Source organism: Paenibacillus sp. FSL H8-0457 (assembly GCF_038051935.1).
Lineage (GTDB): Bacteria > Bacillota > Bacilli > Paenibacillales > Paenibacillaceae > Paenibacillus_AQ > Paenibacillus_AQ lautus_A.
In genome coordinates this window covers 2,334,260-2,348,997 of sequence record NZ_CP150293.1, presented here as the reverse complement: position 1 = coordinate 2,348,997, position 14,738 = coordinate 2,334,260, and the positions used below count along the sequence as shown (strand labels likewise).

The 14,738-nt window shown below is 52.4% G+C and carries 11 protein-coding genes; 3 read left to right on the top strand and 8 right to left on the bottom strand.

The annotated features are described in order from the left end of the window. Positions 1 to 88: 88 nt before the first annotated feature. Entirely contained in the window at positions 89 to 1,729 is a 1,641-nt protein-coding gene (locus MHI43_RS10210) for a cobyric acid synthase (RefSeq protein ID WP_036665788.1), read from the bottom strand. A 337-nt stretch (positions 1,730 to 2,066) separates the two neighbouring features. Here MHI43_RS10210 and MHI43_RS10205 point away from each other — a divergent pair, with 337 nt between their 5' ends. After that, entirely contained in the window at positions 2,067 to 3,041 is a 975-nt protein-coding gene (locus MHI43_RS10205) for a hypothetical protein (protein WP_081746364.1), read from the top strand. Here the strand turns inward: MHI43_RS10205 and MHI43_RS10200 are convergent. The 5 genes from MHI43_RS10200 to MHI43_RS10180 form a co-directional block, all read right to left on the bottom strand. Next, positions 3,036 to 4,121 carry a Gfo/Idh/MocA family oxidoreductase gene (locus MHI43_RS10200; RefSeq protein WP_015734388.1) on the bottom strand — a complete coding sequence of 362 codons (1,086 nt, stop codon included), beginning with the start codon at positions 4,119 to 4,121 and terminating at the stop codon, positions 3,036 to 3,038. The genes MHI43_RS10205 and MHI43_RS10200 overlap by 6 nt on opposite strands. 31 nt (positions 4,122 to 4,152) lie before the next feature. Further along, positions 4,153 to 4,887 carry a ThuA domain-containing protein gene (locus MHI43_RS10195; protein ID WP_036665807.1) on the bottom strand — a complete coding sequence of 245 codons (735 nt, stop codon included), beginning with the start codon at positions 4,885 to 4,887 and terminating at the stop codon, positions 4,153 to 4,155. A gap of 291 nt (positions 4,888 to 5,178) precedes the next feature. Next, the gene (locus tag MHI43_RS10190; RefSeq protein WP_036665809.1) at positions 5,179 to 6,798 is read right to left on the bottom strand and encodes an extracellular solute-binding protein; all 1,620 of its coding nucleotides are present in this window, start codon (positions 6,796 to 6,798) and stop codon (positions 5,179 to 5,181) included. Positions 6,799 to 6,843: 45 nt separating this feature from the next. Beyond that, positions 6,844 to 7,764 (bottom strand): carbohydrate ABC transporter permease, encoded by a 921-nt coding sequence (locus MHI43_RS10185; protein WP_036665812.1) that lies wholly within the window; start codon positions 7,762 to 7,764, stop codon positions 6,844 to 6,846. A 20-nt stretch (positions 7,765 to 7,784) separates the two neighbouring features. After that, complete coding sequence (locus MHI43_RS10180) at positions 7,785 to 8,714, bottom strand: ABC transporter permease subunit (RefSeq protein WP_036665814.1); 930 nt, start codon at positions 8,712 to 8,714, stop codon at positions 7,785 to 7,787. Between the two features lie 315 nt (positions 8,715 to 9,029). Here MHI43_RS10180 and MHI43_RS10175 point away from each other — a divergent pair, with 315 nt between their 5' ends. Next, positions 9,030 to 10,769, top strand: a complete 1,740-nt coding sequence (locus MHI43_RS10175) for a histidine kinase (RefSeq protein ID WP_036665817.1) — start codon at positions 9,030 to 9,032, stop codon at positions 10,767 to 10,769. Continuing rightward, a complete protein-coding gene (locus MHI43_RS10170; protein WP_036665819.1) occupies positions 10,766 to 12,388 on the top strand; it encodes a response regulator in 1,623 nt (540 codons plus the stop codon). The genes MHI43_RS10175 and MHI43_RS10170 overlap by 4 nt, the downstream gene beginning before the upstream one ends. Before the next feature lie 139 nt (positions 12,389 to 12,527). Here the strand turns inward: MHI43_RS10170 and MHI43_RS10165 are convergent, their stop codons facing one another. Beyond that, a complete protein-coding gene (locus tag MHI43_RS10165) occupies positions 12,528 to 13,592 on the bottom strand; it encodes a Gfo/Idh/MocA family oxidoreductase (RefSeq protein WP_235201906.1) in 1,065 nt (354 codons plus the stop codon). Positions 13,593 to 13,819: 227 nt separating this feature from the next. Next, a complete protein-coding gene (rbsB, locus tag MHI43_RS10160) occupies positions 13,820 to 14,737 on the bottom strand; it encodes a ribose ABC transporter substrate-binding protein RbsB (RefSeq protein ID WP_009592597.1) in 918 nt (305 codons plus the stop codon). Position 14,738: the final 1 nt, after the last annotated feature.

Here is a 14,738-nt window from a genome sequence, read left to right as displayed (position 1 = left end):
TTTGCGCTCTCCACGCAAATAACACCATGCCGCCGCATGGTGTTATCCTCCTATTCTTCACTATCGCCCAAACTAAAGGATCTATTCCTTATGGCTTTCGGTGCGTACAGCCGGTGATTTCATAAATCTTCTCCATATCCACATGATTCCGCACGATGTCCGCCACACGGTCGTATTCTGCGAGTTTGCGTTCTTCCGCTTGGAACGTTTCACAAATGGCATCCAGTCCCTTATTTACCCGAATGCCGTTCAGCCAGGACCTGCGAAAGGCATCGTTGTCAAACAAGCCGTGCAGATAACACCCCCAGATGCGTCCATCGGCGGTGGCTAAACCTTCAGGATGTGCTTGAATATCTTCTCCGGCTTCCAAAGAATCCGCCGAATCTGCTTCAATCGAAAACAACGTTCGGTGTTCTGATCCGCCAGGCTCCGTGCTCCTTTCGGTGACGCCCATATGGATTTCGTAGGCCCCTATTGCCGAAATAGCCTTCGTATCCGATAAAACGAGCTTCAGAGGATGTTCCTGTGACAATTCCCCTCTTACGCGAACGGTCTTTTTTTGCTTTGAAAAAGCCGTCCGCATCGGCAGCAGTCCAAGTCCCGCCGCTTCCCGGGCACTGCCTTCCACCGCATGCGGATCCGACAACCGCTCGCCCAGCATTTGATATCCTCCGCAGATGCCAACCAGCTGCACATCCCGCGTCTGCGTCAACCTTAATATCGCATCCGCCAGGCCCCGATCCCGAATGAACCCCAAATCGCTGATCGTATCCTTCGTACCGGGCAAAATGATGACGTCCGGCGTGCCGAGCTCATCCACCGATTGGACGAAGCGAACGACGACATCCCGCTCCCAGCGAAGCGCATCAAAATCCGTAAAATTCGAAATGCGCGGATACCGGATAACGACAATATCAAGGTCGCGTTTTTCCTGTCTTTGATATTGAAGCTCATCCAGCACTACGGAATCCTCGGCCTCGATTCGCATGTCCTGAATGTAAGGAAGGACGCCAAGCACCGGTATGCCTGTCCGTTCTTCAAGCCAGTCCAGTCCCGGCTTCAACAGCGCCAAATCCCCGCGGAATTTGTTGATGATGAACCCTCTGACCCTGGCCGCCTCATGGGGCTCCAGGAGTTCGAGCGTTCCTACAATCGAGGCGAACACGCCACCGCGGTCGATATCCGCAACCAAAATGACCGGAGAATCCGCCCATCCTGCCAAATTCATGTTCACGATATCCCGATCCTTGAGATTGATCTCTGCCGGACTTCCCGCGCCTTCCATGACCACGATATCGTACTTCTTCCGGAGCCGGTCCAGCGCATCCAATACGATCCCCTTGGCCTTCGGCAGAAACTTCGTCCGGTAATCCATTGCGCTCATCTGCATTTCGGGCACGCCGTGGATCACGATTTGGGAATGCATATCTTTAATCGGCTTGATCAGGATCGGATTCATGTCCGTTGTTGCGGCTATGCCGCAGGCTTCGGCCTGCACGCCCTGCGCTCTGCCGATCTCCTTGCCATCGAGCGTCACGTAGGAGTTAAGCGCCATATTTTGCGACTTATATGGAGCCGTGCGATAACCATCCTGCAGAAAAATACGGCACAGCGCGGTCGTTACGATGCTCTTGCCTACATCCGAAGCCGTGCCCTGCAGCATGAGCACCGCTCCTTGTCCTTTCCCGATCTTCGCGGGTGTTTCCCTTATGTATTCCGTTTCATTCATCTTCTTCACCCTTTTCCCTTACTTAAGCCGTTTACTCCCATCATTATAGCAAACCGTTTGATGAAGGAGTCCGACTTCATGAAATCAGATAAACCCCCTTGAACTTTATCAGCCTGAAAATGCTAGCTGTATATTGAATAGTTGCATAACAAACAAGCCGATCCGGTAGGATCGGCTTGTTTGTTATGCCTGTAAAATCAGACGCTGCCCAGGTATGCTCGCTAAGGGATAATATTATCATTATCAGGGATATATTCATCCACCAATATACTTTTTTAGTTAAATATGTATTATCTTGGTTAGGTGACTAGAGTTGGTTAAGGGAGGAACTTATTGAATGGTAATGCATTTCTCCAAGATTAGCAACATCTATATTCATGTCAAATGGTTCACGGACAATTTCGAATGGGTCCCTCTGCCCTTTCCCCGTATCGTTACGCTGACGTTCCTATTTTGGTTAGCGTTTACATTGCTGATCTTGTTGCTCACATGCGCATTACACGATCCCTTGGGAAAGATGCGGCCCGTCGTGCGAATCCACGGATGGCTGCACAGGCTTGGGCCCCACACCGAGGTGATTCTGCGTATTGGGCTGGCCATCGGGCTTGTGCTGCAGCTTCTGAGCGGCTCTTACCTCGCCCCCGAATTCCGAACCAATTCCATGTGGATCATCCTCGGCCTGTCCGCAGCCGCAGCGTGCCTTCTCTATAAACGCACCTTGCCGGTGAGCGGCGCCATCCTATTCCTGCTCTATATTCAGGCGTCCTTATCCTACGGTCTTTTTCATTCCATCGATTATTTGCTTTATCTCGGCATTGTTTATTACCTGTTTGTGTGCGGCACTCCCATCAAAAGATCGGCAGCCCCGGTCTTGTATATATGCACAGGCATGTCCCTCGCTTGGCTTGCCATGGAAAAGCTGACCATTCCCGAGCTCGCTTGCACGGTTATGGGCAGCTATGGACTTCCTACCTTCGGTTTTACCATTGAGCATTTTGTCATGATTAGCGCTTTTGTTGAAATCGGACTGGCATGGGCATTCATCGTAGGCATCATGAACCGGTTCACGGCACTGCTGGTATCCGGCATTTTTATTATGACAAGCCTTGTATTCGGTTACAAAGAAGTGATCGGCCATATGATCATTCACACGGTGCTGATCCTGTTCCTGATCGAAGGCACGGGGGAACTGCGTACCCCTTTTCAGTTCCATCGCTCGCCCGTTAAACGCGGATTGTTTGTGGGCGTTATCTTCTGCCTGTTTCTGTTCAGTTTGATGGCGCTCTATATTTGGATGGGCAAAACGTTATGACAAACTCTGAATCCGTTGGCCGATGGATTTGCCCAGCTCAACCACCGTTTTGGTCTCGCTTGACCTGACGACCGCATCCAGCACTTCTTGATTCCGGTAGCCGTCCATAAACCCGGGCACTCCGTCGGCAGGCGCTCCCCGCAATATCGCGGCAAAATCGGCATACTGCTTGACTTTGCAATGCTGCGGCACTTCCATTGCCGTTCTGGCGAGCTGCCCGGGCTCTTCTTCGCGAATCCACACCACCCGCTCCGGATCCAATGTGCTCGCGTGGACCGTGCCGTGGTCGCCATAAATGGACACTTCATGCTGATTGCCTGAACCGAATGCATTGCGTGACGTCTGGAATACGCCCATAATATCACCCTCCATCCGGGCCTGGAAGCTGGCAAAATCATCGACCTCGATCTTGGCCATGGCTCCCGTCACCGGGTCCCGGCGTTCCGGGATGATGGTATGTAGCTGGGCCGTGATTTCTTCGAACTCTCCAAACAGAAAACGGGCCATATCAATCATATGCGAACCGAGATCTCCCAGCGTTCCCGTCCCCGTGATGGCTTTGTTGTATCTCCACATGTAGGGAACCTGCTGGTTCGGCACGCCAAACCCCTGCAAATACTGAATGGAGAAATGACGGATCGTACCCAGCTTGCCCGTACGGATAAGTTCCCTGGCATAACGAAAAGCGGGCGTATATCGGTACGTAAATCCGATCATGGCGGGAACGGGCTGTTTCTCATACAGCTCCAGCAAGGAGATGGCTTCTTCGAAGACTCGCGTGAATGGTTTTTCCGCCAAAAAAGGCTTGCCGGCTTGCAAGCATGCGCTGATGATATCAGCGTGCACGTTGTTGGGCGTGACCGAAATGACGGCATCGACGTCAGGATCATCAATTAAATCCTTGAAATCCGCATAGCGTTTCCCGTCCTCGATCCCCAGCTGATCGCCTACTCTGGCCACCGCTTCCCCGTTGACGTCGCTCACGGCCACAAACTGATAGACTTTCTCTGCATTCATCCAGCGGATGTGCTCCTGCGCCATCCCGCCCAAACCGATTAAGCCGATTCGAAATTTATTCATCGTTAGAACACTCCTCATATTAGGTCTCTCATTAGGATTGTGCGACAGGAGCGATGGGCGCCACCCGCCCGTAAGCCGTTTTAGCTCCTTCAACTGGAGCGGCCCAGAACACGCCATTGGTAATCACCTGCAGAATTTCGGGCTGGTGGTAGACCGGAAACATTTCGTGGCCCGGACGGAAATAAAACAGCTTCCCTCTGCCGCGCCTGTAACAACACCCGCTTCGAAACACTTCGCCGCCTTCAAACCAGGAGACGAACACAAGCTCATCCGGCGCCGGAATTTCGAACCGCTCTCCATACATTTCTTCCCGCGGAATCTCGATATATTCACTCAGCCCACGTGCAATCGGATGGCTCGGTTCAACGACCCATAAACGCTCGATCTCGCCGTCGTCGCGCCATTTCAGCATCCCGGTGTTCGTGCCAAGGAGCCTGGAGAAGATTTTGGATCCGTGACCGGAATGCAGAACGATCAATCCCATGCCGTCCAGCACCCGCTGCCGAACCTTCTCGACGATGTCGTCGCGGACCTCGTCATGTGCCAGATGGCCCCACCACAGCAGTACATCCGTGTTCGCCAATCGCTCATCGGTCAATCCGTGATCCGGCTCATCCAGTACGGCGGTGGCTACTTCCAAACCTTCCACCTGTTCGAGATGATCCGCTATCGCACGATGAATCCCATTCGGATATATGCCGGCTACCTGTTCATTATGTCTCTCATGCCGGTATTCATTCCATACCGTGACTTTGATGTTTCCCATGATTGCTGCCTCCTGAGTTCCCTAGAAGTCGATTCAATAAAAGCTTAATCATCACTTCGAATGCGGATCATACTTACGATCCCTGTTGCCCCCAGATTTTTTTGCGCTTTGTTATATGGTAAAAATCCGGGGACAAAGGGGACCGCTTCGCTTCTCCAATATGATTCCGCCTTCTCCGTTGAAGTCTGATACATGAATACTGATCATAATCCTTTTTCATCCCATGTCGAAATCGAGCTGCCCCGCAGCATTTCGATCTGCGGGGCAGCTCATGACGCTTGCCGTCAATCCTTATTTGACGCTGATATACCGCTGATAGGCTTCCTTGCGGATCTGTACCAGCCGCTCCAGTCCCATATCGTTCAGCTTCTTGACGTACGCGTCCCATTCCGCATCGATATTGCCTTCGGATATCCATTTTGCGCGGGTCGTGCCGACAAAGCCATCGATATCCGTAGTCAACGTAGGCAGCTCCTGGAATTCTTCGGCGCTGTACATGACGTTCGGGAACGGCGTCGTCACGTAATCGCTGCCCAGCTTGTCGATGACCAGCTTCAACCCGTCGCCCGTGGTCTCATCCAATATGATGTTTTTCTCGAAGCTCGGGCTTACGTACTTGGGACCGAAATCCCTTACGGATTGCTCCCAGTACCAGGCATCCGCACTCGTTCCCTCCGGCGGACTCATGAGCGTAAACGTGCCGTCGTCGTTCTTCTGAATCACCGTGCCGATGGCTCCCCAGAAATTCTGGATGCTCGCTTCATTGGTGTAGAACTGATCCGCCCAGCGGGCCGAAATTTCCGGATGCTTGTTCGACGTGGTGATGAGAAACTCGTTTCTGCGCAGGCTCATGCCCTCAGGCTCGCCGCCCTGGTACCGTTTTCCGTCAGGACCGGCAATGGATGGAATCGCGATGTATTGATCCTTCCATTTTCCGAATACCGCGTCCGGTACCCATTGGTTGGAGAACCCGATCAGCGCCGCATCCGGGTTCTGATGTTTTGCCGTGGACATGGTGCTGTCCTGCGTGAAGATCTCTTGGTCTATGAGGCCTTCGGCGTACAGCTTATGGGCCCACTTGATCGCTTCTTTGTAGTTCTCCGTCACCGGATAGAACACGGGCTCGTTATCGATGACCATCATGCTGTTTCCGTTGATGTCGGTGATGCCGAACGGATTCAGCAAATCGATGCTGATGTTCCCCGATCCGCTGACCGGAATTTCGTCGGCCTTGCCGTTGCCGTTCGGATCCCCTTCTTTGAACGCTTTGAATACGTTATACAATTCGTCCGTGTTGTCCGGAACGTCCAGTCCGAGCTGATCCAGCCAGGCTTTGTTGATGATCGGCTGGATCGATGCTTTCGGCCTTGACGGCAGCCGCGCCGGCAAGGAATAGATTTTCCCGTCCGGGAAGGTGCTCATCTTTTTCATCTCGGGCGTTTCTTCCAGCGCCGCCTTCAGGTTCGGCATGTATTGATCGATGTAGTCGTCGAGCGGACGGAAATACGACAGGTTGTTGACGATATCGGAATCGCTGAATACGATATCCCCGAAAATGATATCCGGCAGCGTACCGCTCGCCAGCATGATCGATTTTTGCTCGCCCCAATCATTGGAGGACATGATCTGCCAATTGATTTTGACGTTGGTCTCCTTCTCCAAATCCTTGAGCCACTGGTTCTGGAGGAACGTATCCCCCATGTTGCCCCAGCGAACGGTCAGCACGTCCAGCGTAATCGGTTCATTCACGATCGGCAGGCCTTCTTTGTTAAAAGCGGCTTCGGCATCCGACTTGGCGTCCTCCTTCTTGCCGCCGCTGCAGCCCGCCAGGTTCAACAGCAGGATTGCGGTCAATATGATGACGGCAGCCAGCTTGAGGCGATGTCTCCTCTTTGCATGGTTTGTTCCCATTCCACCATTCCCCCAATACTTATTTTTCATCAATCCATCGCGGTGTTACGACTTGACGGCTCCGATCATCACCCCCTGATTGAAATACTTTTGCACAAACGGGTAGATGCACATGATCGGCACCGTGGCGACGATAATGACCGCATAACGCATAATATTGGCCAGACGCAGCGCAATGGCCGCGGCTTCCCCGGTACCCATGGCGGACTGCATCTGGTTGGTGACCAGAATATTGCGCAGTATGAGCTGCAGCGGGTACAGATTCGAATCTTTTAAATAGATCAGGGCGTTGAAATAAGAATTCCAATGACCCACGGCCGTCCATAAGGCGATGACCGAGATGACCGCTTTCGAAAGCGGAATCACGATGGTCACGAAATACCTGAGATTTCCGCAGCCATCCAGCTGTGCCGCCTCCCATAAATCCTCCGGGATGCTGCTCTGGAAAAAGGTCCGCGCCACGATGATGTTGAAGGCGGCAACCGAGAACGGCAGCACCATGACAAGAAACGTATCGTACAGCTGGAAATCGCGGATCGTCATGAAGGTCGGAATCAAGCCGCCGTTAAAGAACATCGTAAATATAAAGAGCAGCGATATATACTTGCGGCCCACGAGGTCTTTGCGGGACAGCGCGTAAGCCGCGGATATGTTAACCACCAGGCCGATGGCTGTACCCACGATCGTATACACAATCGTATTTCGGTACCCAATCCATATATTAGAGTGCTTCAGCAATTCTTGATAGCCTGCCAGCGTAAAATCCTTAGGCCACAGCCATACCTGTCCATTCGCGACCGCTGCCGGCTCGCTGAACGAAGCGATGATGATGAAGTACAGCGGATAAATCAGCACGATCAGCATCAAGACGGCGAATACATACAGGCCGATTTCCAGCACCCTGTCGGAAGATCGGGTATTCCTCTGCCGCGGCCCCGTCTTCTCTCTTACTTCCACTACGCCCATAGAACCCTTCCTCTCTTGCGTTACCACAAACTGTTTTCGCTGTATTTTTTCGAAATCTGGTTGACCAGAATCAGCAGAACAAAATTGATGACCGTATTAAACAAATTGATGGCCGACGAGAAGCTGTATTGGCTGCTCAGCATCCCGATTTTGTACACATACGTGGAGATGACCTCGCTGGAGGTTATATTGAGACTGTTTTGCATGAGATAAACCTTCTCGAAGCCGACGCCAAGCAAGCTCCCGATCCGCAAAATAAGCAGCGTTACGACCGTTGGCATCAGCATCGGGATGTCGATGAACCGGATTTTTTGCCATCTGCTTGCCCCGTCCATGGTGGCCGCCTCGTACAAGCTGGGGCTCACCGCAGACAACGCCGCAATATAGATAATGCTGTCCCAGCCCGTATGCTGCCACACATCCGACCATACGTACACGCTGCTGAATAAGCCGGCCGATCCCATCAGATTCGGCGCTTCCGCACCGAAGAGCCGGAAGATATTCCCGATCAATCCCGAGCCCGGCGAGAACAGAATCAGCATGAGTCCCACCATCACGACCGTCGATATAAAATGCGGCATGTAGGTTACGGTCTGGAAGAAGCGCTTGAACCAATTCTGGCGCATTTGATTGACCATCAAGGCCAGCATGATCGGAATCGGGAACGTCGCAACGCTGTATAAGCTGATGACCAGCGTATTCGTTATGGTGGTCGAGAATTGATAGGAGTTAAAAAACTTCTCGAAATACTTCAGGCCGGCCCAGGGGCTGTCCATAATTCCGAGAGCGGGACTGTAGTCCTTGAATGCGATCAAAATGCCGTACATCGGCACGTAAGAAAACAACAAAACCAGCACTACCGCAGGCAGCAGCAGCAAATACAGGCCCCAATTTTTTCTGATCCGCCCGAGGGTTGGGTGTGTGGTTCTATTCAGTTGGCCTGCTTTCAAATCGATTCCCCTTTCTGTTCGCGTCGTCGTGAATCCGGTATGTCACGTAAGCAATTTCAGTATACTGCGATCCGGCGTCATGATTTGGACCTCATGATGCGCTATCCGGACCTTTGCCTTGTCCATTTCGCCGCCGTCCCCGCGTCCTCCGCTCAAACATGCCGGTATTCGGACTTTCCGATGTGTTATCCGGACTTTATGGAAAATGCCCGAGCGTTCGCTCCTGTTTTTTTCGACGTTTCCATTTATAATATCCTTACCGATATAAAAACGCTTTCATAATATAAGCGAACTGAAAGGAATCACGGCATCCCTATGGTTAAAGCACTGAATAACAAGCCTTATCCCATCCGTCACTATGTGAAAATCATGCTCTTCATATCGATCTTTGCCCTGGTGGTGGATCTGGTGATCAGCTTCGCCTCCATCTTCATCGTGAAGCAGCAATCCACCCGCTATTTGCAGGATACGGCGAATCTGTACATCCGGCAGATCAATCATGACTTCTCGTATATCAACCATTATATGGGCTGGACGCTCGCGAACGACGAAAGCGTCAAGAACATGGATACCCCCGGCACCGATTACGTGGATTACATTAAGTCGAGCGAAAGAGTGCATAAACGGTTTAATGAGCTTCAAAAAAACTATGGCCAGGAATACAACTTCTTCTTCTATTTAAAAGATCAGGATTTCTTCCAGAACTATGCCCCCATGTCCCTGTCGTATACGGAGTTCCAGGAACTGAAGGAACAGATCGTCTCCCTCACGGATTCCAAAAACGTATACGAAACGTTCTACTCGAACTGGAACCCGATCCTTGTGCAGGACACGCACTACGTCATCAACATCGTGCCCTACCACAACCGTTACTTGATCTGCCTCATCTCTGCAGACGACCTGGTCCGGCCGCTCCAGGAACTGGATTTGGGCGAGGACGGGTTCGTCTCTCTGGTGGATGCCCAAGGAGCAGCCCTTACGAGCCCAGGTGCCGGCGAAGCGGGAGCCAAGCCGCTCGAAGGAGCCAAGGCTTCCTTGTTCAGCCTGTCACAGCCGCGGACTACGGTCACTGAGGGATTCTCGAATGCCTCCTTCAACGTGCAGCTGGTCATCCAGTTCGGCGTGTTCGAGACCATCATGATCGCCCAGCTGCTCATTATGCTGCTGTTCGTGCTGCTCACTTGCACGCTCAGCGTGGTCATGCTGTATTTCAAGAAGAAGGTGTTAAAGCCGATTCAGAATTTCTCGGAAAACGTAAGGCGCATCCACGAGGATAGCGAAAATCTGGATTTCATGAGCAGCGAGATCATCGAGCTCGAGCAGGTGAACTCCCAATTCAAACACCTGATCGAACAGATCAAGAAATTTAAAATCGATATTTACGAGCAGGAGCTCGAAAAGCAAAGAATCCAGCTCGATTATATGAAGCTGCAGATCAACCCCCATTTTTTCCTGAACTGCTTGACGAACATCTACAGCATGGCGCAAATGCAAATGTTTAAGGAAATCGAATATATGTCGCTGTCCACATCCAAATATTTTCGTTACATCTTTCAGAGCGGCGATAACCTCGTGCGGCTTGAGGACGAAATCGAGCACGTCCGGATTTATCTGGAGATTCAGAAGCACCGCTACCGCGATGCCTTTTCTTATCATATCGGGTATGAACAAGAGCTTGCCGGCCTCACGATTCCCCCCCTGGTGCTCCAGACCTTTATTGAAAACGCGGTGAAATACGCCGTATCCAGAGATCAGGTGCTGCAAATTCGCTTGACCGTCAGTTTGCGGGTGGAGGATGATAAGCCTTATGCGGTCATCCGGATCTCCGATACCGGTCCCGGCTTTCCGGAAGACGTATTGGATAAGCTGGCAAACGGCAAGCCGCTGGATCAAAGCGAAGGGAAACACATTGGGATCATGAACACCCTTCAGCGGCTGGAGCTGCTCTACCATCATCGGGCGCAGGTGGAATTTTCGAACCCGGAAGGCGGCGGTGCCAGCGTCGCACTAACGCTTCCCCAGCCATTGCAGGAAAGGAGAGGAGACATTCGATGAATGTATTGCTGGTTGATGACGATTATTTTGTCGTGGCCGCGCTGGAAAAGAAGATTGATTGGAAGGCACTCTTGATCGAACAAGTCCATACCGCATACAGCGTGGCGCAGGCAAGGGAGATTCTGCAGGGTCATTCCGTTCAGATCCTCATTTGCGACATCGAAATGCCGCAGGGCAGCGGACTGGAGCTTCTCGCCTGGATACGCGAGGAACAATACGGCATACAGACGATTTTCCTGACCAATTACGCCGATTTCAACTATGCGCAGAAAGCGATTGAGCTGCAAAGCTTCGACTATTTCCTGAAGCCGATTGAATTCGATAAGCTCAGCCTCATCATCTCCAAGGCCGTGTACAAAGCTAAGGAACAGCAAAGCGATCAGGAGGCGATACAGGACGGGCAGCTGTGGAAGAAAAACCAAAAAAAGCTGCAAGAGCACTTCTGGAGCAAGCTGATCAAGGAAAAAAAAGCTTCGTCGGACCGGGTGGCCATCGCCGGGTATATCGCGGAGCAGAATCTGTCCTATGCGTTGTCGGATCTGTTTCTCCCCCTGCTGATCACGATCTTTCCGTATGATCAAAGCTTGGGCAAAGAAGACAAGGACCTGTTTGATTACGCGTTTCTCAACGTGCTGTCCGAATTGTTCCAGGATCCGCTCTTTACGGTCGAGACCGTCATGGAGTATAGGGATTACGAATGGATGGTCGTGCTCAAATGGAATCATCCTCCGGATACCGCAGTCATTGAATCCATCTGCACGTCCTTCATCGAGAAAGCCAACCGGTTCCTTCGGAGCGATGCGTGCTGCAACGTATCGGTTTCGGCGGCTTTGGAGGGGATCAACAAATCCATACGGGACCTGCTGCAAATGAACGAGGACATGATCAAGAAGCGCAACCAGATCATGTTTCTGGAACGGCATTCGCTGCAAGAAGCCGCGTATACCCCTCCCCCGCTTCAAGACTGGGAGGCGCTGCTTGCCGAAAACAACCCGGCCGCCTTTCTCGAAGAAACTCGCCGGTACCTGCAGAATTTGGCCAAGAGCGGCGTCCACAGCGCTTCGGTGCTGCGTTTATTCCGCTTGGATATGGTGCAGCTCGTGTACTCCTACCTGAAGGGCAAAGAGATTCAGGCTCATAAGCTATATACCGGCAAAACCAATGATCAGTTATTTCTGCAGTCGTTAAACTCGATAGAAGACATGGAAAAATACATGGCGTATCTCGTCCGCACGGCAGCCGAATATCACGCTTACGCCGGCCATTCCCATACCGTGGTGGAGGAAATCAAGCATTATATCGGGTGCCATTACGGGGAGGAGCTGACGCGAACGACCCTGGCGGAAATCGTCTTTCTGAACCCGGATTATTTGGCCCGCGTCTTTAAGAAAGAAACGGGCGTATCTTTAGGCACTTATATCATTCAGGCCCGCATCCGGGCGGCCAAACATCTGTTGGAGTCGACTCCGTTGTCCGTGTATCAGATTGCGGCGAAGGTCGGATACGCCAATTATTCCTACTTCTCGAAGCTGTTCAAGCAGGATACGGGATGGGCGCCCAGCGACTATAGGCGGGTGCTGCAAGGCGGAGGCAGCGGGAAGGTGGATCACGCCAAATGACCGCAGCATGCACTGGCAATCCATGAAGAATGGGCGAATCAACGACGTCAACATAAAAAGTACCGCAGCCTCAAGCATAATCGCTTGGCGGCTGCGGTACTTTCTTTACGATATTCAATAAGTGCTGTCCTTCGTCAGGTCATGCAGGGTAAATGTCGAAATCCTTCAGCGTTTCGCCCGTTCTGGCCGATTCAAACACCGCTTCGATCAGGTTCAGGACGCGCAGCACTTCCTCGTTCTTGACGATCGGTTCTGCCTCGCCCCGGGTCACGGCCGCAAAGTTATCGAAGAAGCTGCTGGATTGACGGTATGGCTCCGGCAGGGCACCCGTAATGGTAGCTTCTTCGGAAGGAGGGGCCATCGTTTTGGTCAAGCCTACCCCGGCTTGAATCGGCTTCGGCTCCACTTTCGCGGCATCCTGGTTCCGGGTAACGACTCTTCCGTTTAACGACCAGTCCTCAATAATGCCGGTTCCCTCGGTTCCTTTGACGTACCAGCGTGGAAGCGTAATGAAATTCGTCGTTCCCACTTCGATCAGTACCGATACGCCGTTCTCGAATTCGATGACCGATTCAAAGCCGTCATCCACCTCATCGCCCAAAATAAAGCTCAAGCGGCTGCTCAGGCTGGTCATCCGGCTGTCCACCATGAACAGGATCTGGTCCAGCAAATGCACGCCCCAGTCCAGCAGCATGCCGCCGCCGTGGGCTTCCAGATGGCGCCAGTCGCCCGGAATGCCGTTCGCCCCGTGCACCCTGGATTCGATACGGAACAAATCGCCAATCGTCTTTTCGTTGTACATTTGCTTAATCGTCAGGAAGTCCTCGTCCCAGCGGCGGTTCTGGTGAACCATCAGCACCCGTCCGGCCGCATCGGCAGCGGAGACCATGTCCTTAAAGTCGCTTACGGACAAGGTTACCGGCTTCTCGCAGATGACATGCTTGCCGGCTTCAAAAGCCTGAAGCGCCAGCTCCTTATGCACGTCGTTCGGCGTGGCAATGAGCACCACGTCAACCGCGGCATCATTCAATACCTGCTCGTAGCTCTCGTAGGCAGAATACCCGTCCTCCCGGGACGCCTTCCGGCGCTCTTCCAGAATATCGTAGGTTCCGGTCACCTCAAGAAACGCGTTGTCCTTAATCAGCTTGGCATGGTAGCTGCCCATTCCGCCGTAGCCCACGATCACGATCGCTTGTTTTCTTATTTCCGTCGTCATAGATACATAGCTCCTTTTTTACATCTAAGCAGTAAACGCATACACAACCATTATACTATCATATGCGAAATAACTGTTCTCTTTTACGATATTGTATTCCTGCTGCCATCGCAAGGCTGTGAGTTACATCGCAGTCCGTAATGGAATGAACAGGATGGCAAAAAAAAGCGTTACCCTGCTGCTATCGCAGGGTAACGCTTCTTGATTTTCGCGAATTATTCCTTCACGACCAGCTTCAGCGGTGCCGCGATATTCGCTTCCACCTCTTTGCCCTGCAGCACGTCCTTGGCTGCGCCGACGGCGAGCTGACCGATCAGTTCGGGCTGCTGGGCTACCGTTGCCGTCAGATTGCCGGCTTCGATGGACTTCAGCGCATCGTCGTTGCCGTCAAAGCCGATGACCATGATGTCTTTGCCCGAGCTTTGAATCGCTTCGATTGCGCCCAGGGCCATTTCGTCATTGTGGGCAAATATCGCTTTGGCGTCCGGATTGCCCTGCAGCAGATTTTCCGTCACGGTAAGACCTTTGGTCCGGTCAAAATCCGCCGCTTGCTTCGCGACCACGTTCAGCTGCTCATCCGCAATATCATGGAAGCCCTTGCCCCGTTCGCGGGTCGCGGAAGCGCCCGGAACGCCTTCGAGTTCAATGACCTTCGTATCTTTGCCCAACTGCTCCACGATATATTCGGCCGCCATTTGTCCGCCCTTCACGTTATCCGAGGCGACCAGCGCAGCGACCTCGCCTTGATCCGCCGAACGGTCCAAAGTGATGACCGGTATGCCCAAACTGTTTGCCGTTTGAACCACGGTCGAGATCGCGGACGAATCCGTCGGGTTAATCAGCAGTGCATTGACGCCCTGCTGAATCAGGTCGTCGACGTCATTGCTCTGCTTGGCAGAGTCGTTCTGCGCGTCAACGACAACGACCTCCATTCCCTGCTTCGCCGCTTCGGCGACGACGCCATCCTTCAAGGAGACGAAGAACGGGTTATTCAAGGTGGAGATGGAAAGACCGATCTTGATGTCTTTGACGTCTCCGCCGGTTTTGGGCTTCGCCCATTCCGGCGGCTCCAAGGAACAGCCCGTGATGAAGATCAGCATGAGTGATACGAGCAGCAAAGTTGTTTTTTTCATC